The 24,740-nt window shown below is 58.3% G+C and carries 26 protein-coding genes; 9 read left to right on the top strand and 17 right to left on the bottom strand.

Features of this window, described 5'->3' with window-relative positions; all coding sequences use genetic code 11:
• Nucleotides 1-97 precede the first annotated feature (97 nt).
• The 16 genes from WNY39_RS00400 to WNY39_RS00325 form a co-directional block, all read right to left on the bottom strand.
• Nucleotides 98-1,138: a substrate-binding domain-containing protein gene (locus WNY39_RS00400; RefSeq protein WP_341235236.1), complete on the bottom strand. Its 1,041-nt coding sequence runs from the start codon at nucleotides 1,136-1,138 to the stop codon at nucleotides 98-100.
• Between the two features lie 143 nt (nucleotides 1,139-1,281).
• Nucleotides 1,282-2,331 (bottom strand): ATP-binding protein, encoded by a 1,050-nt coding sequence (locus WNY39_RS00395; protein WP_342843154.1) that lies wholly within the window; start codon nucleotides 2,329-2,331, stop codon nucleotides 1,282-1,284.
• Nucleotides 2,332-2,334: 3 nt separating this feature from the next.
• Nucleotides 2,335-2,856 (bottom strand): gamma carbonic anhydrase family protein, encoded by a 522-nt coding sequence (locus WNY39_RS00390; RefSeq protein WP_342843152.1) that lies wholly within the window; start codon nucleotides 2,854-2,856, stop codon nucleotides 2,335-2,337.
• Entirely contained in the window at nucleotides 2,853-3,494 is a 642-nt protein-coding gene (gmk, locus tag WNY39_RS00385; RefSeq protein WP_342843151.1) for a guanylate kinase, read from the bottom strand. Before gmk ends, WNY39_RS00390 begins: the two co-directional genes overlap by 4 nt.
• Nucleotides 3,495-3,594: 100 nt before the next feature.
• Nucleotides 3,595-4,644: a siderophore-interacting protein gene (locus tag WNY39_RS00380; RefSeq protein ID WP_342843150.1), complete on the bottom strand. Its 1,050-nt coding sequence runs from the start codon at nucleotides 4,642-4,644 to the stop codon at nucleotides 3,595-3,597.
• Nucleotides 4,645-4,730: 86 nt separating this feature from the next.
• Nucleotides 4,731-6,821, bottom strand: coding sequence for a TonB-dependent siderophore receptor (locus WNY39_RS00375; protein ID WP_342843149.1), 2,091 nt, complete (start codon nucleotides 6,819-6,821; stop codon nucleotides 4,731-4,733).
• A gap of 98 nt (nucleotides 6,822-6,919) precedes the next feature.
• Nucleotides 6,920-7,741, bottom strand: a complete 822-nt coding sequence (locus tag WNY39_RS00370; protein WP_342843148.1) for an ABC transporter ATP-binding protein — start codon at nucleotides 7,739-7,741, stop codon at nucleotides 6,920-6,922.
• Nucleotides 7,738-8,784: an iron chelate uptake ABC transporter family permease subunit gene (locus tag WNY39_RS00365; RefSeq protein ID WP_342843147.1), complete on the bottom strand. Its 1,047-nt coding sequence runs from the start codon at nucleotides 8,782-8,784 to the stop codon at nucleotides 7,738-7,740. The genes WNY39_RS00370 and WNY39_RS00365 overlap by 4 nt, the downstream gene beginning before the upstream one ends.
• A complete protein-coding gene (locus tag WNY39_RS00360; RefSeq protein WP_342844322.1) occupies nucleotides 8,781-9,755 on the bottom strand; it encodes an iron ABC transporter permease in 975 nt (324 codons plus the stop codon). The genes WNY39_RS00365 and WNY39_RS00360 overlap by 4 nt, the downstream gene beginning before the upstream one ends.
• Nucleotides 9,756-9,778: 23 nt before the next feature.
• Nucleotides 9,779-10,750, bottom strand: a complete 972-nt coding sequence (locus WNY39_RS00355; RefSeq protein WP_342843146.1) for an iron-siderophore ABC transporter substrate-binding protein — start codon at nucleotides 10,748-10,750, stop codon at nucleotides 9,779-9,781.
• Nucleotides 10,751-10,835: 85 nt separating this feature from the next.
• On the bottom strand, nucleotides 10,836-11,726 hold the full coding sequence (locus WNY39_RS00350) for a TonB family protein (RefSeq protein ID WP_342843145.1): 891 nt from the start codon (nucleotides 11,724-11,726) through the stop codon (nucleotides 10,836-10,838).
• Nucleotides 11,723-12,112, bottom strand: a complete 390-nt coding sequence (locus WNY39_RS00345) for a biopolymer transporter ExbD (protein WP_342843143.1) — start codon at nucleotides 12,110-12,112, stop codon at nucleotides 11,723-11,725. Before WNY39_RS00345 ends, WNY39_RS00350 begins: the two co-directional genes overlap by 4 nt.
• Nucleotides 12,113-12,115: 3 nt before the next feature.
• Nucleotides 12,116-12,493: a biopolymer transporter ExbD gene (locus tag WNY39_RS00340; protein WP_342843141.1), complete on the bottom strand. Its 378-nt coding sequence runs from the start codon at nucleotides 12,491-12,493 to the stop codon at nucleotides 12,116-12,118.
• Nucleotides 12,486-13,157, bottom strand: a complete 672-nt coding sequence (locus WNY39_RS00335; protein WP_342843139.1) for a MotA/TolQ/ExbB proton channel family protein — start codon at nucleotides 13,155-13,157, stop codon at nucleotides 12,486-12,488. Before WNY39_RS00335 ends, WNY39_RS00340 begins: the two co-directional genes overlap by 8 nt.
• Nucleotides 13,157-13,588 carry a hypothetical protein gene (locus WNY39_RS00330; protein ID WP_341235245.1) on the bottom strand — a complete coding sequence of 144 codons (432 nt, stop codon included), beginning with the start codon at nucleotides 13,586-13,588 and terminating at the stop codon, nucleotides 13,157-13,159. The genes WNY39_RS00335 and WNY39_RS00330 overlap by 1 nt, the downstream gene beginning before the upstream one ends.
• Nucleotides 13,589-13,832: 244 nt before the next feature.
• Complete coding sequence (locus tag WNY39_RS00325) at nucleotides 13,833-14,723, bottom strand: YicC/YloC family endoribonuclease (protein ID WP_342843137.1); 891 nt, start codon at nucleotides 14,721-14,723, stop codon at nucleotides 13,833-13,835.
• 258 nt (nucleotides 14,724-14,981) lie between these two features.
• Between WNY39_RS00325 and WNY39_RS00320 the strand changes: the two genes are divergently transcribed.
• A complete protein-coding gene (locus WNY39_RS00320) occupies nucleotides 14,982-15,650 on the top strand; it encodes a PAS domain-containing protein (RefSeq protein ID WP_342843135.1) in 669 nt (222 codons plus the stop codon).
• 97 nt (nucleotides 15,651-15,747) lie between these two features.
• Here WNY39_RS00320 and WNY39_RS00315 read toward each other — a convergent pair whose 3' ends face one another.
• Nucleotides 15,748-17,118, bottom strand: coding sequence for a 3-deoxy-7-phosphoheptulonate synthase class II (locus WNY39_RS00315; protein ID WP_342843134.1), 1,371 nt, complete (start codon nucleotides 17,116-17,118; stop codon nucleotides 15,748-15,750).
• A gap of 199 nt (nucleotides 17,119-17,317) precedes the next feature.
• On the opposite strand from WNY39_RS00315, the gene WNY39_RS00310 reads away from it, so the two are divergent.
• The 8 genes from WNY39_RS00310 (at nucleotide 17,318) to WNY39_RS00275 (ending at nucleotide 24,727) form a co-directional block, all read left to right on the top strand.
• Nucleotides 17,318-18,322 carry a GlxA family transcriptional regulator gene (locus WNY39_RS00310; protein ID WP_341235249.1) on the top strand — a complete coding sequence of 335 codons (1,005 nt, stop codon included), beginning with the start codon at nucleotides 17,318-17,320 and terminating at the stop codon, nucleotides 18,320-18,322.
• Between the two features lie 182 nt (nucleotides 18,323-18,504).
• Nucleotides 18,505-19,698, top strand: a complete 1,194-nt coding sequence (locus WNY39_RS00305) for an ABC transporter substrate-binding protein (RefSeq protein ID WP_341235250.1) — start codon at nucleotides 18,505-18,507, stop codon at nucleotides 19,696-19,698.
• Between the two features lie 96 nt (nucleotides 19,699-19,794).
• The gene (locus WNY39_RS00300; RefSeq protein ID WP_341235251.1) at nucleotides 19,795-20,568 is read left to right on the top strand and encodes an ABC transporter ATP-binding protein; all 774 of its coding nucleotides are present in this window, start codon (nucleotides 19,795-19,797) and stop codon (nucleotides 20,566-20,568) included.
• Nucleotides 20,565-21,134: a hypothetical protein gene (locus WNY39_RS00295; RefSeq protein WP_342843133.1), complete on the top strand. Its 570-nt coding sequence runs from the start codon at nucleotides 20,565-20,567 to the stop codon at nucleotides 21,132-21,134. Before WNY39_RS00300 ends, WNY39_RS00295 begins: the two co-directional genes overlap by 4 nt.
• An 11-nt stretch (nucleotides 21,135-21,145) precedes the next feature.
• Complete coding sequence (locus WNY39_RS00290) at nucleotides 21,146-21,967, top strand: ABC transporter ATP-binding protein (protein ID WP_342843131.1); 822 nt, start codon at nucleotides 21,146-21,148, stop codon at nucleotides 21,965-21,967.
• 2 nt (nucleotides 21,968-21,969) lie between these two features.
• Nucleotides 21,970-22,416 carry a hypothetical protein gene (locus tag WNY39_RS00285; RefSeq protein ID WP_342843130.1) on the top strand — a complete coding sequence of 149 codons (447 nt, stop codon included), beginning with the start codon at nucleotides 21,970-21,972 and terminating at the stop codon, nucleotides 22,414-22,416.
• Entirely contained in the window at nucleotides 22,416-23,426 is a 1,011-nt protein-coding gene (locus WNY39_RS00280; RefSeq protein ID WP_341235255.1) for a branched-chain amino acid ABC transporter permease, read from the top strand. The genes WNY39_RS00285 and WNY39_RS00280 overlap by 1 nt, the downstream gene beginning before the upstream one ends.
• Nucleotides 23,423-24,727, top strand: coding sequence for a branched-chain amino acid ABC transporter permease (locus WNY39_RS00275; protein ID WP_342843129.1), 1,305 nt, complete (start codon nucleotides 23,423-23,425; stop codon nucleotides 24,725-24,727). The genes WNY39_RS00280 and WNY39_RS00275 overlap by 4 nt, the downstream gene beginning before the upstream one ends.
• Nucleotides 24,728-24,740 lie beyond the last annotated feature (13 nt).

Raw genomic sequence — 24,740 nt, 5'->3', positions numbered from 1 at the left:
GTGCCCTTGTGAAATGGGCGGTCGTTTTCAAATTTCAGCAGACAGTAGCAGAAAACCCGGAGAGGCAGCAACGCCTCTCCGGGTGATCATTTAGGGCTTAGGAGCCGCCGCCCATTACAGTTTCGTCTGCAACGGTGCTTTGAACTGTTGCCAGCTCGGGGTCGGAAACCAGACCGTATTCAGCCAAAGGACCATCAGGGCCAGCGATTTCGTCCGCCACGAAGAACTCAGCATATTCTTTCAAGCCGGGGATCACGCCGATGTGGGCTTTTTTGACGTAAAAGAACAATGGGCGGGATACAGGGTATTCACCGGTCGAAATGCTCTCAACCGATGGAACAACACCGCTCATTGTGGCAACGCTCAGCTTGTCTGTGTTGTTTTCATAGAACGCCAGACCGAACACGCCGATGCCGTCTTTGTTGCTTTCGATGCGGGCCAAGGTTTCGGTGTAGTCGCCATCGATATCGACCGATTTGCCATCGGTGCGGATCGCGATACAGGCTTTCTCGGCGGCTTTCTTGTCGTCGCCATTCGCTGCTTTGAACACGTCAAAGTCGCCTGTGGCTTCACAACCGGCCAGGATCACCTTGTCTTCGAACACTTCGCGTGTGCCGTGCTTGGTGCCGGGGATATAGGCCTGGATCGGCTGGTCAGGAAAGCTGGCGTTGACTTCGTTCCAGTTTTTGTTGGGGTTTGGAACGATTTCGCCATCAACGACGATGGTTTCGCTCAGCGCTTTGTACCAGTCTTCGGGGGTGAATTCGAATGTGTTGCCGTTGATGTCGGAGGCAAAAACGATGCCGTCATAGCCGATGCGCACTTCGATAATGTCTGTCACACCGTTTTCGGCGCAGGCTTTGATCTCTTTGTCTTTGATCTGGCGCGATGCGTTTGCAACGTCGATTGTGTTCTCGCCAACGCCTTCACAAAACCGCTTGAGACCCGCAGAGGACCCGCCGGATTCAACAACAGGTGTCGGGAAATCAAAGTTTTCACCAAAGGCTTCGGCAACGATCGACGCGTATGGCAGCACGGTGGAGGAACCAGCAACCTGAACCTGATCGCGGGCAACAGCAGCAGTTGCACAAACAGCGGAAATGGCCAGGGCGGACGTAGTGATTTTAACGAGCGACATGATGTCTCCTGTCAGCTTTGAATTTTTGACCACCCCCATGGTGGTCTTATCGCAGCACTAGGGTTTCTACATTTGGCTTTTGTGACAGTAGTGTTACAGTTTTATGACAACGCAAGAAACTGTCATGTTTTTTTCGCCGCCCCTTAGTCTTGGGCCGTATCCAAGGGCAAAATCACCGTAAACCGGCTGCCTTTTCCAAGCTCGCTGTCGATTTTCAAGCGCCCGCGATGGCGGCTTAATATATGTTTTACAATCGCCAGACCCAGCCCCGTCCCGCCAAGCGCACGGCTGCGGTGACTGTCAGCACGGTAGAACCGTTCGGTCAGGCGGGGGATATGCAGCGGATCAATGCCGGGGCCGTGGTCAATGACCGTGACCCGCACCGCAGGGCCGCGCAAGGCGGGATCACGCAGGGTGGTTTCAACGTCAATCTCGACAGTTTTGCCTTTGCCGCCGTATTTGATCGCGTTTTCAATGAGGTTGGTGAATACCTGCAACAACTGGTCGGAATCGCCAATCATCGGCAGATCAACATCCGCCATATGCGGCAGCAAGGTTACATCGGCTTCGACCGCGAGGGGATTTAGGTTGCGCAAGGTCGACTGCACCACATAGCGCAGGTCAACCTTTTGCGTGGGGCGCAGCCTTTCTTCGGATTCCACCCGGCTGAGCGACAGCAGATCGCCCACCAGACGGTTCATGCGCTCGGCCTCTTGGGTCATGATGCCCAAAAACCGGTCGCGGGCTGGCGCATCATCGCGGGCCGGGCCGCGCAGGGTTTCAATGAAGCCCATCAAGGCGGTCAGCGGCGTGCGCAGTTCATGGCTGACATTGGCCACGAAATCGCGGCGCATCTGGCTGGCCTTGGTCAGTTGGGTAATGTCCTGAAAACTAAGCAATACATAATCAGACCCTTTTACCTTGCTGACATAGACCTGAAACCGGGTGTCATTGCCCCCGTCACTGGACAGGTAATGCGCCTCGCGGGGTTTGCCATCGCGCTGGCATTGTTCGACCGCGTCCACCACCGTGGGCTGGCGCAACACATTGATATAATGGCGGTCCAATGCGGCGGCCCCCACAAGGGTCTGCGCGCCCGTGTTCATGGCAACAATCCGTTCCGCGCGATCAACTGCAAGCGTGGGCAAAGGCAATGCCGCCAGCAGATCGGGTAAAAGCGGCCGGATCACCATCCGCTAGACAGGTTTAAGGTCGCGACGGAACCGGCGCGCGTTCTCTTGGTAATGCAGCGCGCTTGCGGTCAGCCGCGCAATTGCAGCCTCGTCCAGCTCGCGCACGACTTTGCCCGGTGCGCCCATCACCAGTGATCCGTCGGGGATCACCTTGTTTTCCGTAATCAGCGCCCCTGCCCCGATCAGACAGTTCTTGCCGATCTTGGCCCCGTTCAGGATCGTCGCCCCCATGCCCACCAGTGAATTGTCGCCAATGGTACAGCCATGCAGCATCACCTTGTGACCGATGGTACAGTTTTCGCCGATGGTCAGCGGACAGCCGGGATCGGTGTGAAACACACAGTTTTCCTGCACATTGCTGCCTGTGCCGACGGTGATCGGTTCGTTATCACCACGCAGGGTGCAGCCGAACCAGACCGACGATCCGGCCATAAGCGCGACATTGCCAATTACATTGGCATCCGGTGCCACCCACGCATCTGCATCAACGGTCGGGGCCGTATCGGCCAAGGCATATAGGGTCATTCTGTTTCCTCGAATTCGGCTTGCAGGGTGCGAACATGATCCACCAGATTGGGCTGCTGGGAAAGCCGCAACCGCTCTGCCACGATGATCGCCTTCAGCTTGGCCTCGGTCTCGGCCAGATTGTCGTTGATCAAAACATAGTGGTAGCCATCCCAATGGCTGATCTCGTCCCAGCTTTTTTCCATGCGCAGGGCAATGGTTTCGGCGGTGTCCTGACCGCGTGTTTCCAGCCGGCGGCGCAGTTCGCGGATGGTGGGCGGCAGGATAAAGATCGACAAAACATGCTGCTTTAGCGCGGATGTGCTGATCTGTTGCGCGCCTTGCCAATCGACGTCGAACAACACGTCACGGCCTTCGTCGATGGAGGCTTGCACCGGCTCTTTGGGCGATCCGTAGTAATTGCCAAAGACCCGCGCATGTTCCAGCATCTCGCCGGATTTCACCATGTGGCGGAACTTTTCTTCGTCGGTAAAGAAATAGTCTTTTCCGTCAACCTCGCCCACGCGGGGGGTACGGGTGGTGGCCGACACGGAAAACTGCAGCGACGGGTCCCAATCGCGCAGCTTACGCGCAAGGGTGGATTTACCGGCCCCCGAGGGTGAGCTGAGGATAATCAAAAGGCCGCGACGATCGCTCATGTCTGTCTCCACAATCTAAGTTGGACGGACAAAGAAAGCATGAACTGGCCGCTGTCAACAAGCATGGGGCAGATTCCAGCGCGTTATGGCCCGGTTTTAATCACCGATCCCGACGCCAATACGTGGCACTGATCTGCGTGGTTTTATCCAGGCCCAGACCCTTTTTGAAATGCGCGCGCAGGGATTGGGCATTGCCAAATTCACCCGCGAAAAATGCGTATCCGGTTTCGTCCTTGACCGTCAGGCGTTCAGCCATTTCCACAACGTTTTCCTCAAATGCGTCCGGTGACAGGGTGTGAACAGTCAGCCCGCTTTCCGGCAGATAGCTGCGAGGATCGACAGAGGGTGGCAGCGCCACGACCACATCACCCACAGCATCCTGCGGCAGCCGTGACAGCAATTGCGCAACCGCTGGCAGTCCGGTGCCATCCGCCGCAAGGAAATAGGATTTTGCCTCGGGCAGGTTTTTCATGCCTGCGGGGCCCATCGCCCCGACCAATTGCCCTTGGCTCGCGTTTTGCGCCCATTGCGACACGATGCCGGTGCCGTGGCGCACAATGTCGATATCGACCTCTTCCAGATCGGCGCGGATGTTTTTCAAGGTGACATAGCGGGCGTGCAATTCGTCTGCGCCCACAGGCCAAACCGGCGCGCCGTTTTCACCCATCACCGGCCAGACCGGTACGCGCGACGGATCGCGGGGCAGGATCATGCGCAGGTGAATACCGCGGGTCTGGAGCGTTTCGATATCAGGGTAATGCAGCGTCACCCGCTGCATGCCGTCAAACACCTGCTCGCTTTTGCGCACGGTAAGCACGCGAAAATTCTCGGGCGGCGTACCGATGCGCGCCTGTTCGTTATCCCAGCGGATGCTTGCAGCAGCAGCGGTATCAAATTCCTCAACGTGGTGAACGATCCCCTCTTTGCTAAAGCTCATCGCGTTCTCATCCGGGGCCTCTAGCCGGATACGCAGGCCGCGATCCTGCGCGTGCAGCTCGATCCGGTAGCCGTCGTTTTCAAAGCTGTGGGCACCATCATCGGCCACGTTAAAGGCCATACCGTGATCATCGCGCATATGCGCCACAAACTGCCCCAGCAATGCCTGTGGCGTGGCAAGGGAAATGGTGGTTTCTGCGGTGGCTTTTTGCATAACGGGCCTATGGGGTGCTGCGGAAATAAGGGGCTGGATTTAGAGAGTGTAAGGGCGGCGCATGGTGATGCGCCGCCCCAGATCGATTACCAAGTATGGGCCAGCTTGACCTGTACTTCGCGACCCGGGCTGTAGAAGTTCGCGTAGGCACCGCCGTAGGATACGTGCTTTTCATCGAACAGGTTGGTGACGCTTGCAGACAATGTTGTCTGTTTGGTCAGCTCATAGGACACGGCTGCATCGACGACGACAAAGCTGCCTGTCTCGCCCGAGGTGTTCGAGTCGGCAAAGTAGTAGCCGCCGTTAAAGCGCAAACCCAAACCAGCGGTCAGATCGCCACGTCCAACGTTTTCCCAGGTACGGCTGCCCCAGATCGACGCAATATGGTCGGACACAAGCGCCGGAGTGTTGCCCACATTGCCCGAGGTGCCGTTTTCAACGATCTCGGCATCCAGATAGCTGTAGGATGCGGTGAAGTCATAGGCACCGACTTCGGCTTTCGCTTCCAGATCCAGACCACGCACGCGGACTTCGCCGATGGCTTCGGACAGGTTGGTCACAGGGTTGGTGCGGGTGATGTTGGTCTTGGACAGCTGATAAACCGACGCTGCGAACAACGCATTGGTGCCAGCGGGACGCCATTTTGTACCAAACTCGATTTGATCGCCTTCTTCGGGCTCAACCCCTGCGCTGGCAGGAACAACCGATTGCGCATAGCTACCGTACAAGGACACCTCGGGGGTGATCTTATACGTCAAACCAATGCGGCCCGTTGTTTCAGAGATGTTGTTCTCTGTAGTGGCGTTGGTGTTGTTGTTTTGCTCGGTGATGTCGATCCAGTCGTGACGCAAACCAAGGGACAAGATGGTTTTATCATTCCAGGTCAGCTCTTGCTGGGCATAGACCGCACGGCTGTCTGTTTCAGTATCCAGATTGGCAAAGTTTGCCACGCTTGCAGGTGCGCCTGTCGGGACAGGGTTGTTCAGATCAATGGACGGTGCCGATGACCAATCACGTACATCTGTGCTTTCAGCGTGCGAAAATTCGATACCTGCCACCGTCGTGCTTTTTACGTTCCCGATGACGCTGTCATAGGTCAGATGTGCATCCGCGATAAGGGTTTCGGTGGTGCCCGCACTTTCGAAGAACGCGCGGTTTACCGTGGTCCCCGATGTTCCGTTTACATAGGCATAGCCAAAGGCGTCTTCTTGATCGCTGTAGCGCAGGTTGCCCGAGAATTTCAGCCCATTGCCAAAGCTATGGTCGGCCATAAGCGACACAGATGTCCGTTCGGCATTGCGGTAGTTATAATCAGGTTCGCCATAAAAATTTGAACCACGGTCGAAATCATACCCGATGGGGAAGCCGCCGCTGCCGGGCACATAGTCGCGGTCAACGTGGTCCACGACGAGGGTCAGTTCTGTCGCGTCAGACGGGCGCCATGTCAGCCCCCCCATAACGAATACCTCATCGTTTTCAGAGGAAGGGTATTCCAATTCGCCGTCGCGCAGCAGACCTGTGAAACGATAGGTCAATGTGCCGTCTTTGTTCAACTTATCGCCAAAGTCCAGCCCGACCTCTTTGGTATTAAAGGACCCCAGTTGGGTGTAAACTTCGCCGAATTTCTCGTCGCGCGGTTTTTTGGTGACATAGTTCACCGAACCGCCCGGATCAGAGATACCAAAGCTTGCAGAATTCGCACCTTTGAACACTTCGACACGCTCATAAGCGAAAGGCTCTTCACGGAAACCGCCGAAGTTTTTGCCGATCATCAGACCGTCGCGGTAGGTGTAGGCATTAAACCCGCGCAGGGTGAAATAATCGTACCGGTCATCCGCACCATAGCTGTCTGTCGATGCACCGGCGGTGTAGTTCAGCACTTCTTCGACAGTGTCGGCGTTGCGCTGTTTGATTTCTTTGCTGGTGATGACCGAAACGCTGGCCGGAATGTCCAGCAGATCGCCTGAAAACTTGCCACCTGAATCGACACCTGTTGCGACCACGGACTGCGCATCCGAAGCGCCGCTATAGGTGCCGTCTGCCTGTAGGGTCACGTCATCAAGACGGTACGCGTCTTGCGCGATTGCCGCCGCGGGCAGCATCGCGGTACAGCACATCAGAACAGACTTAAGGGATCCGCGGCCAAAGCGACGGGGTGAAGAATTCGAAGGTAACACGGGGAGCTCCAGTATAGTTTAGTGATTCACTCGGGTACTGCCATAAAACGTGCGATCTCAAAGTTCTAGGCAAATACGACTTAATTAGTCAGTTATTTTCAGGCAGCGCTATTTTTTGCGCGCGTGACCTTGTGGCGGCCAATCGGCACCATCGCAGGCGTGTTCGAAACCGGGTCATTGATGATGCGACATTCAAGGCCGAAAACATCGCGTACCAACCCTTCGGTCAGGATGTCGGCGGGCGCGCCCTCGGCATAAATCCCCTTGTCCGCCACAGCGACCAAATGATCCGCATAGCGCGCGGCAAGGTTCAAATCATGCAAGACCATCACAATGGTGGTGCCACGGGCGGTGTTCATATCAACCAGCACGTCCAGCACATCAATCTGGTGCGATACATCCAGAAATGTCGTCGGTTCGTCCAACAACAGCAACTCGGTCTCTTGCGCCAAGGCCATAGCGATCCAGGCGCGTTGCCGCTGCCCGCCGGACAACGTGTCGAGCTCGCGCTCGGCCAGCGGCTCGATCCCCGTTGCCTTCAACGCGTCGGAGACGGCGCGGTCGTCGTCATGGCTCCACCGTGAAAACAGGCCGTGATGCGGATGGCGGCCCCGCCCGACCAGATCGGCAACGGTAATGCCTTCGGGTGCGATGGGCGACTGCGGCAAAAGCCCCATGATCTGCGCAACCTCGCGCGACCGCATCTGATGCAGGGATTTGCCGTCCAGCAGAACCGTGCCGGACTTTGCTGGCAAAATCCGCGCCAGCGTGCGCAGCAGGGTGGATTTGCCCGATGCGTTGCCGCCCACAATCGCGGTGATTTGTCCGGGCCGCAGACCTAGCGTGACGTTTTCAAGGATCGTGCGTTTGTCGTATCCAGCGGATAGTTCCTGCGCCTCAAGCGTTCGGTCAAAGCTCATATTGTGCCCCCGTTTCGGTTGGTGCGCACGATCAGATACAACAGGAACGGTGCACCAACCGCCCCCGTAACAACACCCACGGGCAGCCGCCCTGGCAGCAAAAACTGCCCCGTGAAATCGCCTGCCAGTACAAGGATCGCACCGACCAGACCCGCAGCCGCCAGAATTCCCCGCGACCCGCCCAGCAAACGCGCCGCAATAGGCCCTGACAAAAACGCGACAAAGGCAATGGGGCCAGCGGCGGAGGTGGCAAAAGCCACCAACCCGACCGCCGCGAGGGTAACGCGCAGCCGCGTCCCTTCGGTATGCACGCCAAGGGCGCGGGCCGCATCATCGCCCAAACGCAGGATATTCAAATCGCGCGCGCTGGCGGCCAGTAGCCCGCCAAAGACGATCAGCGCGCCCAGAACGGGAATAACATTCGGCAGCTGCGCCCCGTTCACACTGCCCGTCAGCCAGCGCATCGCCTCGGCGCGGTCCCATGCGGGGGCTTCAAGCAGGATATAAGCTGTTACGCTGTCGAGCATCGCCGAAACGCCGATGCCGATCAGGATCAACCGCGCCCCGGCCGCCCCACGATTGGACGACAGCGCCCAGATCAGGGTCGCGACCAGCAACCCAGACACAACGGCAACGGCAGAGACCAGCCAACCATCAAAGGCCAGAATAACAATCGCAAACACCGCAGCGGCCCCGGCGCTGGCGCTGATCCCGATGATGTCGGGGCTGGCCAGCGGGTTGCGCAGCATCACCTGAAACGCGACACCGCCCAGACCAAAGCACAGTCCCGTTGTCACAGACATCAGCGCCCGTGGCAATCGCAGGTCATTCACCACGAATGTCGCCCCGGATGCATCATCGCCCATCAAGGCAGCAATCACGTCATTGGGGGCAAGGCATCCGCGCCCGCAGCTTAGGGTGATGGCGGTCAGGATCAGCACAGTCGCTATCAGCAAGGCCAAGATGACCACACTGCGCCGGTTAACCCGCTGACGAATTGCGCCTTGTACCGCGCCGGAAAGTTCAGCCGTTTGAACGCTCATAACCCGCGCATCCTTTGCCGCCGAACGGTCCAGATAAAGAACGGCGCGCCGACGAATGCGGTAACAATGCCCACGTCCAATTCATTCGGGCGCGCAATAACCCGCCCCAGCACATCAGCCATGCCCAGCAGGCTGGCCCCGCCAAGCGCCGACAAGGGCAAGACGATCCTGTAATCAATCCCCGCGATCATCCGGCACATATGCGGCACCACCAACCCGACAAAGCCAATCGGGCCGCAAAGTGCTGTTGCCGTGCCGCACAGCACAATCGCACCTGCCGCCGCCATCGCGCGGCCCCATGCCACGTTTTGTCCCAGCCCTGCGGCCATTTCCTCTCCCAAGGCCAGTGCATTCAGAATGCGCGCCGACCCCAAGCTGAGCAAAAGCCCGATGGCAAGGAACGGCAGGCTGGGCAGGATCGTGTCAAACCGCGCCCCGCCAATGCCGCCCACCTGCCAAGATTGGATGCTGCCCGCGATGTCATTGCGCGGCAGCACCACCGCAATGATAAACGCCGACGCGGCGATAGAGGTCGCGGTACCCGCCAAGGTCAGCTTGAGCGGTGTCGCACCGCCCTGCCCGGTTGACCCGATGGCATAGACAAAAACCGCCGCACAGCCCGCGCCCGCAATGCCCAGCCATAGAAAGGTTGTCGCGCCGCTAATGTTGAACCACGCAACGCCCACCACAACAAACAAGGCCGCACCGGCGTTCACGCCCAAAATACCGGGATCGGCCAACGGGTTGCGGGTAATGCCCTGCATCACGGCCCCCGCAATCCCCAAAGCGCCGCCTGCCAAAACAGCCAAGGCCGTGCGCGGCATCCGCACCGCGACAGCAGCCGCACCGATGCTATCAATCCGCCCGGTAAGCCCCGCCCAGATCTCGGGCCAAGGCACGCTGCGCGTCCCCACGGCAAGCGACAGCCCAACCGTCGCCAGCAGCAGCAATGCCACACCGAACACACGCATGGCCTTATGATCGCGGGCTAGGGTCACCCTTCGCCGCGCGCCACAGCGTCTGCCAAACGGGTCAGATAATCCTCAAGCACATAGTCAATCGAAAGCGGTGTCGGGTTGGCCGCGGTGCCCATCGGATCATTGGCCAGCAAGATGACCGACCCGCGCGCAATCGCCGGGAAACGGGCGATCAGCGGGTTCTTCACCAACTCGCTGAGCCGCGCCATGTCGCCGTACGTTACGACCACATCAACGTCGTTGAACAAATCAATCCGCTCGGCGCTGACGCGGCCCGAATATTTGCCCGCTTCGCTGGCTTCGCGCACAGCGCGGGGCGTGGCCATGCCAAGGTCTTCCAGAAACTGCACCCGCTGATCGGCGGCTGCGTAAAAGCCAATTGTGCTGAGGTCGCGAATGTCCAGATGGGTCACGAACATGCCGGTTTTGCCCGCAAGCTGGGGATAGTCGGTCAGCGCCTCCGCAATGCGTTCTTCGATCTGCGTCACCATCGCCTCGCCCTCGGCTGCCATGCCAAGGCCTGCGGCGTTCTGGCGGATCATCTGCCGCCATGTCGTGGTCCAGGCACCGTCGGGATAGGCAACAACAGGGGCGATCCGGCTAAGCGTATCGTAATCCGATTGCGAGATGCCCGAATAGGCCGCAAGGATCACATCAGGGTTGGTCGATGCGACCGCCTCGAAATCAATGCCATCCCCTTCGTCGAACAGCACCGGGGTCTGCGCGCCCAGTTCCTCAAGCTTTTCCGTCACCCAAGGCAACAACCCGTCGCCATCATCATCGCCCCATGACGCGCGGGCAAAGCCGACCGGCACAATGCCCAAGGCCAGTGGCACTTCATGGTTGGCCCAGCCGACCGATGCGACACGGGTTGGGCGTGCTTCGATGGTTGTTTGACCAAAGGCGTGGTCGACCGTGACAGGGAATTCCTGCGCAGTTGCTGAGCCTGCCCACAAGGCAACCCCGATGGTCATCAAAACGCGTAACATGGATTTTCCTACTCTGATTATTTGTGCCTGTTAGGGCGGCGTTGGGGTCAGCGGCTATGCACATGAATGCGTACTGGCCCGTGCCCTAGCGCCCCTTGATCTTGATCGTGTATTGACGCCGCGCGCCTGCTGGCGGTTTGGGGAATGGCGCGGCTTTGCGGATCAGCGACAGCGCCGCCTGATCCAGCGCGGCTGACCCCGAACTGCGGGCAACAGAAACACCGCCCAAACCGCCGCTCGCCGAGATCGTAAAGGCAATCACGGCCTCACCTTTGGATTTCACCTGTGGCTTACCCACCCGCGAGATCCGGCGCATCACTTGGCCGGGATAGTTGCTGACCGCGGCGTTCCCTGCCTGAGAGGCGGCCTTTTGTGTCTGGCCGGTTGTGGTCGCCTTAGCGTCCTTGTTTTGCCCTGCATCCGCGCCTTTGGTGTTGTCACGCTTCGCGTTGCCGCGCGCCGCGGGCTTTTTGACGGGTTTCTTTTTGGACTTTTTCTTGACGACCTCTGGTGTCTTTTCCTTGGGCCGCTGGGATTGCAGGGGTGCCTCGGTCTCGGGCGGTTCGGCAGTAATCGTCTCAACCTTGGGTGCCTGTGCCGTGACCGGCGCGGTGGGGGCAGCCGGCAACGGGGTCAACGCCGCCATCATGGTTGGGGTCGGCGTCATTTGCTGCGTCAGTTCGGGCATCGGCGTGGGGACAGGCTCAACAACGGGTTCGGGCTGCACCGCTTGTGCTTTTACGGGCTCAACGGGTTCAGGCTCGACGGGCGGTTCTTCCGCACTGTCCGGGGTCTTGGCCGTCAAAGTACCTACGGCCATATCCTCGAACTTTGAGCCTATTCTGGCCTCGGCCTGAACACCGCCGCCAGCCATTTCAATCTGCGAGCTGGGCAGGCTTAGCTTTGCCGCGCCCGCAACGATACCGGTGGCCAGAACCAGCGACACAGCTTTGGCGATTGGGGACCGAAATATCATTCCAAAGCCCTTTCTGTGACAAGCATGACGCGCTGTGCGCCCGCGGTCCGCAGCTCTCGTGTCAGGTTGACCAATGCTGCTGCGGGCAACGCGCGATCGGGTACCAGCCGCACGGTTTCACGGTCTTCCTCAGACAGGCTGGCCACGAACGTCGCGGCATCGGCCTGATCGTTCCCCTCGAACGCAATGCGCCCGTCGGGATAAACCACCAGCGCATTTGGCGGCGCTTGGCCCTCCAATTCGCGCGTCTCGACCAGTGTCAGCGACGGATCAAGCGGCTGCGCCAAGGTGCCCGCAACCATAAAGAACACCAACATCAGAAACACGATGTTGATCAAAGCGATGGTCGGTTCGCGTTGGGGTTTGGCCTTTGCAAATTTGCGCATCTGTCAGCCCCCCAGAACCGAAACCTGCAAAGCAGGCAAACCGCGTAACGCCACCAGCAAATCCGTCAGCCGTTGCGCATCCACATCCGCCCCAAGCGACACCAGCAAAACGGTGCCTTCCTCGGCTTGCCCCAAGGCAGAAGAGGCCAATGCATCAAGCCCCAGATCATCGCCATTCAAGCGCAAGGTTTCGGTGCCAAGCTGCAAGAACAACGGCTTGGCATCACTGGGCGCAGCCGTGCCCGGCCCCGCCGCGGCCAGTTCGACCTCGGAGAATTTGGAGAAGGTAGAGGTGAGCATAAAGAACAAAAGCAGCAAGAAAATAACGTCGATCAGCGACGTCATCGACAACCTGCGTCTGCGGGTGCGTGGCCTAGCCATGGGCGGCAACTGCCCCTTCATATGCACCCGCCTGAAGCGATGGGTGCCCGGCGGTGGGGTACAGAACCGTTAGAATAGCCTTGTCAGCGATCACGCGCTCGGCCTCCATCCGCTGTTCAAGCCAGCTGAGGATCACGGCGGTGGGCATGGCGACAACCAGCCCCACGGCTGTGGTCAAAAGTGCCACCCAGATGCCACCGGCCAGAATTGACGGATCAACCTGCGATCCGGCGGCCTGCAAGGCCTGGAACGCCTCGATCATCCCCAGAACCGTGCCGAACAGACCCAAGAGCGGGGCCAGCTGCGCCACAGAATCCAGCAGGCGGAAACCGGTTTCCAGCTTGGCAAACTGCGCCTCGGCCTCGGCCTGCAAACGTTCGGCCCCGCCTTGGGGCGACGACATCGCCAGATCGACCACAGGCACCAGATAGCTTTTGGAGCGGCCCAAGGCCGCGCGCGCGGCAGCGCGATCGCCCTGATCCCACGCAGCGACCGCTTGGGACAACGCGGTGTGCCGCCCCACGGCGGAACGCCAGAATTGCCATACTTTATAAATAGATACCGCAAGCGTTAGCACCGCCACAGCCATCAAAACGACCACAACCGGGCCACCGGTTTCGGCGACCTGCGCAAATGAATGGAGAAGTGAGTTCAGGATATCCATCAGCCCAACACCTCGATATCCGTCCGCGAGGATGGCAGCAGGCCGGTCTCGCAAACGCCAGCTGGAACGCCGTCGCCTTCGCAAGTGTTGGCCCCGTTAAACAGGACACGGCCCAGATTATCGCAGCTGGTTTGCGGCACCGCGAATTGGCGCACACGTGGGCGTGCGGGCGGCAATGTGCCAAAATCGAACAGGGTCAAACGGCTGACCTGACCTGCCTTGTCAAACAACGCGACTTCGTAAACGACTTTCTCGATCGGCGTTTGCAAGCCGTTGGTGATCATAAACGACAGCGTGCAGGCGTCGGCGCTGGTCTCGGCTGCGTTCAGCTCAACCGCGATATGGCCTGTTATGTCCGCGTCTTGGGCGCATGCGATCTGCGCCGACAATACAAGCGGTGCCGCCAAAAAGGCGAAACGGAAACGGGGCATGGAAACTCCTGACCGGATGATAGTTATTGTGCTGGCTAAGACGGCGTGCGCCTTTGGCTGGTCGTCGGTTTTAGGAAATAGGTGGTTCCACCAAACCGCGTGATTCCACGCTTGCTACCAAACAAACGGTGCCGCGACAATCCCGACTTTTATACTCAACTACTGAGTGTGAGCGCAAAAATGCCCATTTACTCGGGCGTTAGCACAGCTGAAAACCGCCCGTATCCTCGCGCCTTGGCACGGTCTATTCGACGTTTTGAACCTGCTCGCGCATTTGGTCGATGACGGCCTTCAGCGCCAGCCCAACGCGGGTCAGATCGGTGTTCTGGGCCTTTGAGCAAAGTGTATTTGCCTCGCGGTTGAATTCTTGCATCAAGAAATCAAGCTTGCGCCCGACGGCACCGCCCTGCCCTAGCAAGTCGCGCGCGGCGCTGACATGGGCATACAGGCGGTCGATTTCCTCGGTGACGTCTGCCTTGACCGCGATCAGCGCCAGTTCTTGCGCAAGGCGGCCTGCCTCCACGCCCTCGGTATTATCCAGCACGCGTGCCAGATTGCGCTGCAAGGTTTGCGCCATCTCGGCTTTGCGTTGCTCGGCCAAAGATGCGGCTTGGGCGGTCAGGGTTTCCACCTCGGCCAGTTGCGCCTGTAGCACCTGTTCAAGTGCTGCCCCTTCACGGGCGCGCATGGCGTTGAAATCGGCCAGTACCGTTGCAAATTCCGCCAGCAGCGTTTTGGCCAGCGTTTCCACATCATCAACGGTTGTCGCCTGTTCCAGCACGCCGCGCATGGTCACGATATCGCTTGCCTTGGACGGGGCAAGTGACACGCCCGCATCCATTGCGCGCGCCTCGATCTGTTGCAGTGCCTCCAGCACCGTCTCAAGCTGGGCCGCATTCACCGTCAGCCCGCCAGTATTTTCGTCGCGGGCGATCCGCAAATTGCACGACACATTACCCCGCGCGATGTCCGCGCCAAGCTGTTTGCGCAGCCCGGCCTCTAGCCCGTCAACCCAATCAGGAACGCGCAGGCGCAGGTCCAACCCCTTGCCGTTGACCGACCGCAACTCCCACCCCCAGCTGTGCGGGGCCAATGCGCCATTTGCTGAGGCGAAACCGGTCATTGAACGTATCATAGGGGATCCTGTCGGCTAAGAGGTCTGGCCCGCTTTAAAAGCCAAACTGCGATTTTGGGCAAGCCCCAAGGCCAACGGCCCACACCCGCTTGTCCTAACGAGAAGTTAACCACTTCATGAGATTTGTATGCAAATTTGCGATGAAATCGCTATAACAGGAGAAAGACGGCATCACTGTGCCGTTCTCAAACACGCGCCACGGCGCACAACTTCTGACTGCCGAGCAGATCGGAAATACAGCCGAGACGAGCCAAAACTATGTATGAAAGCCCAAAAGACGGCGAAAATGTCGTTAACCTGACCAATTTCCACACAAGCCACAGCTTTTCCGCCGTGGCCCAAGTCGAAGCATATTGGGAAGGTTTGCGCCAAGACAAGCTGCTGCCAAAGCGTTCGGACATCGACCCGCGCGGGATCGAGGCTGCGCTGGAATATGCCTTTATTCTGGAACGTGTCGCCCCCGGCGTGGCGCGGATGCGCATCGCGGGCAGCCATCTGAGCGATCTGATGGGGATGGAGGTGCGCGGCATGCCGATCACTGCGTTTCTATCGACAGACTCCCGGCGCAGGTTCAGTGATACGCTGGAAGAACTGTTTGCGACCCCCGCCGTTGGCACCCTTGCCCTGCGCAACGACACAGGTGCCGTCGAAGGGCGCATGATATTGCTGCCCCTGAAAAGCGACATGGGCGATGTTACCCGCATGTTGGGCTGTTTCGTGACCAAAGGCGATATCGGGGCCGATCCGTGCCGGTTTAACATCGAGGATATCAAGATCCGGACCATTTCACTGGCGCAAACTGCATTTCAGCCCGCACCGCAGGCACCAGCAGATGAGGTGCCCCAAGCGCCGCGCGCCACGCTACAGCGCACAGCGACTGGCGCGCGCACCGTTCCCTATCTGCGGCTGGTCAAGTCCGACAGCTGACCCCACACAGACGGGCAACGGACCGTTGCCACCGACGACATAGAAAAGGCCGCGCATCATAATGATACGCGGCCTTTTCTGATTACTTTTTTATGCCTTAGCTGGCGACTTTGGCCTGATGGGCCGTGCGGCGCGCCGACAGTTCTTCGGCCACGAGGAACGCAAGCTCTAGCGATTGGCTGGCGTTCAGACGTGGATCGCATGCCGTGTGGTAACGGTCTGACAGATCTTCATCCTGCACAGCACGGACGCCCCCGGTACATTCGGTCACATCTTGGCCGGTCATCTCGAAATGTACGCCGCCGGGAATGGTCCCCTCGGCCGCATGCACTGCAAAGAATTCACGGACCTCTCGCAGAACTGAATCAAAGGGCCGCGTTTTATAGCCGCTCGATGATTTGATCGTGTTGCCATGCATCGCGTCACAGGTCCAAACCACGTTTGCGCCCTCTTCCTGAACGGTTTTGATCAGACGCGGCAGGTGTTCACCCACATTGCCCGCACCGAACCGCGCGATCAGGGTCAAACGCCCCTCTTCGTTTTGTGGGTTCAGCTTTTTCATCAACAGTTTCAGATCATCGCTGGTCATGGACGGGCCGCATTTCAAGCCGATGGGGTTTTGTACGCCACGGGCAAATTCCACATGGGCACCGTCTGGCTGACGTGTACGGTCGCCGATCCAGATCATATGGCCAGACCCTGCCAACCATTTACCGGTTTGGCTGTCCTGACGGCACAGCGCCTCTTCATACTCAAGCAAAAGCGATTCGTGGCTTGTATAATATTCCACCGATTGCAGGGTATGAGCCGTCTCGGCCGTAACGCCAGCCGCCGCCATGAAATCCAACGTGTCGGAAATCCGGTTGGCGATCTCGCGGTATTTTTCGGCCTTTTCGCTTTCGGTAAAGCCCAAAGTCCAGCCGTGTACCTGATGCACATCAGCATAGCCGCCCGTCGAAAAGGCACGGATCAGGTTCAGCGTCGCGGCGGCCTGCGTATAGGCGCGCAGCATCTTTTGCGGATCGGGAATGCGGGCTTCTGGGGTGAAGTCCAACCCGTTGATGATATCCCCACGGTAGCTGGGCAGCTCAACACCATCGACCACCTCGGTCGGGGCTGAACGCGGCTTGGCGAACTGGCCTGCCATACGGCCGACCTTGATCACAGGGACCTTGGCACCGTGGGTCAGCACGATCGCCATTTGCAGCATAACCTTGAAGGTATCGCGGATCATGTCGCTGCTGAATTGCTCAAAGCTTTCGGCGCAATCGCCGCCCTGAAGCAAGAACGCCTCGCCACGGCCAGCGGCGGCCAGATGCTTTTTCAACCGGCGCGCTTCGCCTGCAAAAACCAACAATGGATACCGGGACAATTCGGCCTCGACCGCCTGCAATGCAGCTTGGTCTGGATAGTCGGGCATCTGGATCCGCAGTTTGTCGCGCCAGCTTGATTTTGTCCAATCGGTCATCTTCTCTCTCCGAAGTAGGCATAGCGCCGGATGTCCTGCGCTAACGGTTGAGCCAATGGTATACAAAAGCCAGCGCCCAGTGACCAGAACCGAATTCCGCCTATTGACCTTTGCCCCCCCGCGCGGGCAAGGTTTTCGGCAGGTTTTACGGGAGCGAAGCCTGGTCAACGATAATTTCTACAGTACTGAAAGAGCAGCGATGTCAGACACGCAATCGGCCATCCGCATTCCGGTTAACGAGGACAAGCCAAAGCTGTTTGTTTTTGTTTTGCTCGAGAATTTCACCATGCTGAGCTTTGCCTCGGCTGTTGAATGTTTGCGCATTGCCAACCGCATGGCGGGCCGCGACCTGTATGACTGGCGTTTGATCGGCGAAGGCGGGACATATGTCAGCTGTTCGGCTGGCGCGCAGTTCACGCTTGATGGTGATCTGGATGAATTGCGCCGCGAAGATACGCTGGTTATTTGCAGCGGCATCGACGTTCAGGCAGCCACCACCAAGAAACTATTGGGATGGCTGCGCCGCGAGGCCCGCAAGGGCATGATGGTCGGCGGGCTGTGTACTGCGGCCTTTACGCTGGCCAAAGCCGGATTGCTGGATGGCAAAAAGGCGACGATCCACTGGGAAAACCAAGACAGCTTTACCGAAGAGTTTGAAGACGTGACCCTGACCAAATCGGTGTTTGTGGTTGATGGCAACCGCATGACCACCGCCGGTGGCACGTCGTCGATTGACCTGATGCTGAAACTGATTGCCGATGATCAGGGCGAAGAAATGGCCAATTCGGTGGCGGATCAGCTGATTTATTCATCAATTCGCACAGACCAAGACACACAGCGTCTGTCCGTGCCCACCCGTATCGGCGTGCGCCACCCCAAGCTAAGCCAAGTCATCCAGATGATGGAACGCAATATCGAGGAACCGATCAGCCCCTCAACCTTGGCAAAAGATGTGGGCATGTCGACCCGCCAGCTGGAGCGCCTGTTCCGCCGCTATCTGAACCGCAGCCCCAAGCGATACTATATGGAACTGCGCCTGCAAAAGGCGCGCAACCTGCTGATGCAAACGGATATGAGCGTGATCAACGTGGCGCTGGCCTGCGGCTTTGCCTCGCCCTCGCATTTCTCAAAATGCTACCGCGCGCATTATGACACGACGCCCTACCGCGAACGCGGATCACATGCGGCACGGTTGTCGATCTAGGCGTAGATGTGGCGCGTAACCGTGGTTTGCGCCCATAGTCTCCAATAACTGATAGGCTGCGGACCCTTTTGTGAACGGCTGCCCCAACTTGACCTACCGTGAACACCTGATTGCACTTTTCTTTTTGAAAAACCCCGCATAGGCTCCGCTTAGAACAAAAAAGTTCAACACGGGAGATAACAATGAAAAAGATGCTTATGGCCTCAACGGCCGCGGCACTGCTTGCGACGAACGCATTTGCGGGTTCGCACACGACAGAAGTAAAAATCGGGATCGAATTCGGTTTTACCGGCCCTATTGAATCGCTGACCGGCCCCATGGCCTCTGGCGCTGAGATGGCGATGAAAGAAGTCACCGACAGCGGCAAGCTGCTGGGCGGCGCGACGGTCACCGGTCTGCGTGCAGATTCCGGCTGTATCGACAACGCGCTGGCGGTTGCTGGTGCTGAACGTCTGATCTCCGAAGGCATCAACGGCCTGATCGGTGCGGATTGTTCCGGCGTTACAGGTGCGGTCTTGCAAAACGTCGCCATTCCAAACGGCATGGTCATGATTTCGCCCTCAGCCACATCGCCCGGTCTGTCCACAATGGAAGACAACGGCCTGTTTTTCCGCACCTCCCCATCGGACGCGCGTGAAGGTCAGGTTATGGCAGAAATCCTGCAAGAGCGTGGCGTGAAATCCATCGCCCTGACCTACACCAACAACGACTATGGCAAGGGTCTTGCTGACGCGATCCAAACCTCGTTCGAGGCCGTCGGCGGCGAAGTCACCATCGTTGCAGCCCACGAAGACGGCAAAGCAGATTACTCTGCCGAAGTTGGCGCGCTGGCATCCGCTGGTGGCGACATCCTGGTTGTTGCGGGTTACCTTGACCAAGGTGGTCCTGGCATCATCAACGCAGCCCTTGATACCGGCGCATTCGACACATTCGGTCTGCCAGGCGGCATGATCGGTGACACATTGCCCGGTCGTATCGGCGATGATCTGAACGGTTCTTACGGTCAAATCGCGGGTTCCGAGGGTGAAGGCATCGACGTTTTCACCAAGATGGCCGAAGACGCCGGCTTTAACGGTACATCGCCTTACACACCTGAATCCTATGACGCAGCGGCGCTGTTCATGTTGGCGATGCAGGCGGCAGAATCCACGGATCCAGCCGTATACGGCCCCAAGATCCTTGATGTGGCCAACGCACCGGGCGAAAAAATCTACCCCGGCGAACTGGCCAAAGCGCTTGAGCTGATCGCAGCTGGCACGGATGTTGACTATGTCGGCGCATCCGCAGTCGAACTGATCGGACCTGGTGAATCTGCCGGTACCTACCGCATGATCGAAGTCAAAGACGGCGTGATCGAAACCATCGGTTTCAAGTAAGCCTTTCTTACAGTGACATTGCAGCAGTCCGGGCAACCGGGCTGCTGTTTTCTAGATATAACCGCGCATTTACGACGCGGACACGGGGATAGCCATATGATCGTCGTTGACGATGTACACAAACACTTCGGTGGCTTTCATGCCGTCGACGGGGCCAGCCTGACCATTGAACAAGGCACAATCACCGGATTGATCGGCCCCAACGGTGCGGGAAAAACCACGCTTTTCAATGTGATCGCGGGCGTTCTTAAACCAACCTCGGGCCGTGTCACCATGGGCGGCGAGGACATCACCGGCCTGCCCCCGCACGAGCTGTTTCATAAAGGGTTGCTGCGTACCTTCCAGATTGCGCATGAATTTTCGTCGATGACCTGCCGCGAGAACCTGATGATGGTGCCCGGCGATCAGGCGGGCGAAACCCTGTGGAATACATGGTTTGGCCGCAAACGCATCGCCGATCAGGAACGCGCCCTGCGCGCCAAGGCCGACGAAGTGCTGGAATTTCTGACGGTCGAACATCTGGCCGAGCAAAAGGCCGGTCAAATCTCGGGCGGTCAGAAAAAGCTGCTTGAGCTGGGCCGCACCATGATGGTCGACGCCAAGATCGTGTTTCTGGACGAGGTCGGTGCAGGCGTGAACCGCACGCTTCTGAACACCATTGGTGACGCGATCATTCGCCTGAATCAAGAACGCGGCTATACCTTTGTCGTCATTGAACATGACATGGATTTCATCGGCCGTCTCTGTGATCCGGTGATCTGTATGGCCGAAGGCAAAGTGTTGGCCCAAGGCACCCTGCCCGAGATCAAAGCCAACGAGCACGTGATCGAGGCGTATCTGGGCACCGGCCTCAAGAACAAAACCGCATGAAGCACCGCCTGTCATTCATTGCATTCGCCGCCGCCATGGCGTTGCCGCAGGCATCTGCCGCCTGCGCGCAATTGTCTGCGGATGTGTGGATGTGTGATCGGGGCACCGTGTGGGAAGCGGCGAAATGGGATGTCATCGGTGACGGCTCTGCCCGTTATATCGATAACTATGTCCTGAACTTCACCCAGGAATGGCCCGGTCACGAGATCACCGACAACGTCGCCACGCTTGAGGAACAATTCGCAACCTATGACGCCTGGATCGAGGCGGATGGCAATGCCCCGCTTGAAGTATTGCAGATCGACAAGATCGTCACCCCGCGCGGCCTGACCCTGCGCCACCTGCAATATGACCAGATCAACGGTGACCGGACCCTAAGTGCGATTATGCTGTCGCAGGTCGGACCTGCGCGGATCATGCTATACTTGGACACGGCGGACACCACACCGCTTGAGGACATGGAAAAGATGTCTTTTGACGTGGCCATGATGCTGCGCGACACCTGCGAGGACCCGTTGTCTTGCGCTGACACCATTGACCCGCTGCACACCAGCGGCACCGACTGAAAGAGACTGACATGAGCGACCCATATGGTGATCGAGGCAACAAAGACCTGTCGATCGGCAACACCAAAGGCCAAGGCACCGCGCAGCCTGTCAAACAAGGCGGCAAAAGCCATGCTGCCCCCGGTGGGCCATTCCTGATTGGTGAGGCGATGACGGGCGGCTATGGCAAAGGGCCCGATATCCTGCACAGCTGCACCATCGCCGTCGAAAAGGGCGAAATTGCCGTGATCGTTGGCCCCAACGGGGCTGGTAAATCAACCGCGATGAAGGCCGTTTTCGGTATGCTGGACCTGCGCGACGGCCATGTGCGGCTGGACGGCGAAGACATCACCGCCCTATCCCCCCAAGACCGCGTGGCCAAGGGCATGGGCTTTGTCCCGCAAACGTCGAATATCTTTACCTCGATGACGGTCGAGGAGAACCTTGAGATGGGTGCCTTTATCCGCCGCGACGATTTCCGCGATACCATGGCGCAGGTTTATGACCTGTTTCCGATCCTCAAGGAAAAGCGCTATCAGGCGGCAGGTGAATTATCGGGCGGTCAGCGCCAGCAAGTCGCCGTGGGCCGCGCCCTGATGACCCAGCCCAAGGTATTGATGCTGGATGAACCCACCGCAGGCGTCAGCCCCATCGTTATGGACGAATTGTTTGACCGCATTATCGAGGTCGCGCGCACCGGCATCCCCATCTTGATGGTGGAACAGAACGCCCGCCAAGCCCTTGAGATCGCTGACAAAGGATATGTTCTGGTGCAAGGTGCCAATGCGTTTACCGGCACGGGCAAAGAGCTGCTAAACGATCCAGAAGTCCGCAAATCATTCTTGGGGGGCTAGGAATGCGCTGGATTATCCCCCTTGTGCTGATTTCGACCCTGCCCGCCGTGGCACAGGAAAAAGCACCCGACGCGGCGGCGGCAGACAGCACGCCCCAGCAAAACCTGACCATTGAAACGGCACCATACCGCAAAGACATCTTGCGGAGATGCGAGTTTGTCACCGAATGCGTTGAAAACGAACCTTGCACGGAAACCGAGTTTACCCCCGAAATCACGGGCATCGGTGGCGGGCTTAGTGCGGATGATTTGGGCATTCAGGCGCAAATGGTTACGGATGCTGAAACCGTCGAACTGCTGGGGGTGACCTCGGGCAAATCGATGTCGCTGGCGGGGGGCACCTTTGCTGCGCGCCACATGATCACGATCACAGAAAACGGTGCGACACGTTATACGGTGCACTACGCTGACGGGCCTTTCGTCATCAGCTATCTAGGGACATGCAACTGATGGATTTATTGAACGCTTTAGTGGCGCTGGCCAATTATGTGCTGGTCCCCGGCATCGCCTATGGCTCGCAACTTGCACTTGGTGCGCTTGGGGTGACGCTGGTATACGGCATCTTGCGGTTTTCGAACTTTGCCCATGGGGATACCATGGCGCTTGGGGCGATGTCGGCGGTGTTGATCACTTGGGGCTTTCAGTCCCTCGGCCTACATCTTTGGGTGCTGCCCACGGCGCTGCTGGCCCTGCCCTTTGCGATTTTGGTCACCATCGGTTTGCTGCTGGGCACCGACCGGGTGGTGTATAAATTCTACCGCGAGAAAAAAGCCAAACCGGTGATCTTTGTGATCGTGTCGCTGGGGGTGACGTTCATCTATAACGGCATCACGCGCTTTATCATCGGGTCTGATGACAAGAATTTTCTGGACGGCGAACGGTTCATCATCTCGGCACGGACCTTTAAGAAAATGACGGGCTTGCAAGAAGGTCTGGCGATCAAAACCACCCAAGGGCTGACCGTGATTACCGCCATTATCGTGGTGGCCGTGCTGTTCTGGTTCCTGAACAAAACCCGGTCGGGCAAATCCATGCGCGCCTATTCCGATAACGAAGATCTGGCACTGTTGTCGGGCATCAACCCCGAACGTGTGGTGATGATCACTTGGATCATCGTGGCCTGCCTTGCGACCACGGCGGGCGTTCTGTACGGGCTGGATAAGTCATTCAAACCGTTCACCTATTTCCAACTGCTGCTGCCGATCTTTGCATCAGCCATTGTTGGTGGTCTGGGCAATCCGGTGGGTGCCATTGCCGGTGGCTTTGTCATCGCCTTTTCCGAAGTCACCATCACCTATGCGTGGAAAAAAGTGCTGGGTTATATGCTGCCCGACAGCCTTGCCCCCGATAGCTTGGTTCAGCTTTTGTCCACCGACTATAAATTCGCCGTCAGCTTTGTGATCTTGTTGATCGTGTTGCTGTTCAAACCCACAGGTCTGTTCAAGGGGCAATCGGTATGAACGAGACACTTAGAAATACCGCGCTTTTCGCGATTATTGCGGCCCTTATTGTCTATACCGGCTTTGCACAAAGCTGGAATGCGGCACTGCTGATCATCTCGATGGGGCTGATCTCCAGCATCATGGCGTTGGGCGTGAACCTGCAATGGGGTTTTGCCGGATTGTTCAACGTGGGCATCATGGGCTTTGTCGCCTTGGGGGGCTTGGCTGCGGTTCTGGTGGGCATGCCCGCAACCGAAGGTGCTTGGTCTGCCGGTGGCTGGGGCATTCTGGGGGCCTTGCTGCTCGGGGCTGCGACTGTGGTTGCGGCCGTTCAGGTGATGAAACGCATGGCCAAAGGCTGGCTGCGTACGGTGGTGGTGCTGGCGCTGTTGATCGGCGGGTTCTTCTTGTTCCGCGCGATCTTTGATCCCTCCGTCGCGGCCGTTGAGGACATCAACCCTGCCCATACCGGATATCTGGGGGGCCTTGGCTTGCCGGTGATCCTTGCCTGGCCCGTGGGCGGTCTGTTTGCCGCCGGCGCCGCTTGGGTGATTGGTAAAACCGCGCTTGGGCTGCGGTCGGATTATCTGGCCATTGCGACGCTGGGCATTGCCGAGATCATCATTGCCATTCTCAAGAACGAGGACTGGCTGTCGCGCGGTGTGAAAAACGTGATCGGCATCCCGCGCCCTGTTCCCTATGAGATTGATCTGCAAAACAATACCGGGTTTGTCGAACGCGCCGCCGGTTTTGGTTTTGACCCCGTTGAGGCGTCTACCTTGTGGGTCAAGTTCCTATACATCGTGCTTTTTGCCGCTGTGCTGCTGCTGCTGCTGTGGATGAGCCAACGCGCGCTGAATTCCCCCTGGGGCCGGATGCTGCGCGCCATTCGTGACAACGAAGTCGCAGCCGAGGCCATGGGCAAGGACGTCACCGCGCGGCACCTGCAAGTGTTTATCTTAGGCTCGGCCATTTGCGGGATCGCAGGCGCGATGATGACCACGCTGGACAGCCAACTGACGCCGGGATCGTACCAGCCGTTGCGCTTTACCTTTTTGATATGGGTGATGGTGATTGTCGGCGGGTCAGGTAACAACTTTGGGGCCGTCCTGGGCGGGTTCCTGATGTGGTATTTGTGGGTGATGGTTGAGCCCATGGGCCTGTGGCTGATGAATGTGATCACCTATGGCATGGCGGATGGGTATTGGCTGAAGGATCATCTGATTGAATCCGCCGCCCACATGCGGTTGATGACCATGGGCGCGGTTTTGCTGCTGGTCTTGCGGTTCAGCCCGCGCGGGTTGATCCCCGAAAAGTAGGGTTTCGGCTACT

The organism is Sulfitobacter sp. AS59 (genome assembly GCF_038899995.1).
In the GTDB taxonomy this organism is placed as follows: domain Bacteria; phylum Pseudomonadota; class Alphaproteobacteria; order Rhodobacterales; family Rhodobacteraceae; genus Sulfitobacter.
Note: the sequence above shows the minus strand (reverse complement) of the source record. Positions and strands in the feature narration are given on the sequence as shown.

Excerpts from the sequence above, each read along its gene's own strand:
- WNY39_RS00365 (WP_342843147.1), bottom strand. The coding sequence starts at position 8,784 with ATGAGCGTTCAAACGGCTGAACTTTCCGGCGCGGTACAAGGCGCAATT.
- WNY39_RS00280 (WP_341235255.1), top strand. The coding sequence starts at position 22,416 with ATGGATTTATTGAACGCTTTAGTGGCGCTGGCCAATTATGTGCTGGTC.
- WNY39_RS00285 (WP_342843130.1), top strand. The coding sequence starts at position 21,970 with ATGCGCTGGATTATCCCCCTTGTGCTGATTTCGACCCTGCCCGCCGTG.
- WNY39_RS00295 (WP_342843133.1), top strand. The coding sequence starts at position 20,565 with ATGAAGCACCGCCTGTCATTCATTGCATTCGCCGCCGCCATGGCGTTG.
- WNY39_RS00300 (WP_341235251.1), top strand. The coding sequence starts at position 19,795 with ATGATCGTCGTTGACGATGTACACAAACACTTCGGTGGCTTTCATGCC.
- WNY39_RS00335 (WP_342843139.1), bottom strand. The coding sequence starts at position 13,157 with ATGGATATCCTGAACTCACTTCTCCATTCATTTGCGCAGGTCGCCGAA.
- WNY39_RS00305 (WP_341235250.1), top strand. The coding sequence starts at position 18,505 with ATGAAAAAGATGCTTATGGCCTCAACGGCCGCGGCACTGCTTGCGACG.
- WNY39_RS00400 (WP_341235236.1), bottom strand. The coding sequence starts at position 1,138 with ATGTCGCTCGTTAAAATCACTACGTCCGCCCTGGCCATTTCCGCTGTT.
- WNY39_RS00395 (WP_342843154.1), bottom strand. The coding sequence starts at position 2,331 with ATGGTGATCCGGCCGCTTTTACCCGATCTGCTGGCGGCATTGCCTTTG.
- WNY39_RS00380 (WP_342843150.1), bottom strand. The coding sequence starts at position 4,644 with ATGCAAAAAGCCACCGCAGAAACCACCATTTCCCTTGCCACGCCACAG.
- WNY39_RS00310 (WP_341235249.1), top strand. The coding sequence starts at position 17,318 with ATGTCAGACACGCAATCGGCCATCCGCATTCCGGTTAACGAGGACAAG.
- WNY39_RS00340 (WP_342843141.1), bottom strand. The coding sequence starts at position 12,493 with ATGGCTAGGCCACGCACCCGCAGACGCAGGTTGTCGATGACGTCGCTG.
- WNY39_RS00330 (WP_341235245.1), bottom strand. The coding sequence starts at position 13,588 with ATGCCCCGTTTCCGTTTCGCCTTTTTGGCGGCACCGCTTGTATTGTCG.
- WNY39_RS00320 (WP_342843135.1), top strand. The coding sequence starts at position 14,982 with ATGTATGAAAGCCCAAAAGACGGCGAAAATGTCGTTAACCTGACCAAT.
- WNY39_RS00325 (WP_342843137.1), bottom strand. The coding sequence starts at position 14,723 with ATGATACGTTCAATGACCGGTTTCGCCTCAGCAAATGGCGCATTGGCC.
- WNY39_RS00345 (WP_342843143.1), bottom strand. The coding sequence starts at position 12,112 with ATGCGCAAATTTGCAAAGGCCAAACCCCAACGCGAACCGACCATCGCT.
- WNY39_RS00315 (WP_342843134.1), bottom strand. The coding sequence starts at position 17,118 with ATGACCGATTGGACAAAATCAAGCTGGCGCGACAAACTGCGGATCCAG.
- WNY39_RS00360 (WP_342844322.1), bottom strand. The coding sequence starts at position 9,755 with ATGCGTGTGTTCGGTGTGGCATTGCTGCTGCTGGCGACGGTTGGGCTG.
- WNY39_RS00355 (WP_342843146.1), bottom strand. The coding sequence starts at position 10,750 with ATGTTACGCGTTTTGATGACCATCGGGGTTGCCTTGTGGGCAGGCTCA.
- WNY39_RS00275 (WP_342843129.1), top strand. The coding sequence starts at position 23,423 with ATGAACGAGACACTTAGAAATACCGCGCTTTTCGCGATTATTGCGGCC.
- gmk (WP_342843151.1), bottom strand. The coding sequence starts at position 3,494 with ATGAGCGATCGTCGCGGCCTTTTGATTATCCTCAGCTCACCCTCGGGG.
- WNY39_RS00390 (WP_342843152.1), bottom strand. The coding sequence starts at position 2,856 with ATGACCCTATATGCCTTGGCCGATACGGCCCCGACCGTTGATGCAGAT.
- WNY39_RS00290 (WP_342843131.1), top strand. The coding sequence starts at position 21,146 with ATGAGCGACCCATATGGTGATCGAGGCAACAAAGACCTGTCGATCGGC.
- WNY39_RS00350 (WP_342843145.1), bottom strand. The coding sequence starts at position 11,726 with ATGATATTTCGGTCCCCAATCGCCAAAGCTGTGTCGCTGGTTCTGGCC.
- WNY39_RS00370 (WP_342843148.1), bottom strand. The coding sequence starts at position 7,741 with ATGAGCTTTGACCGAACGCTTGAGGCGCAGGAACTATCCGCTGGATAC.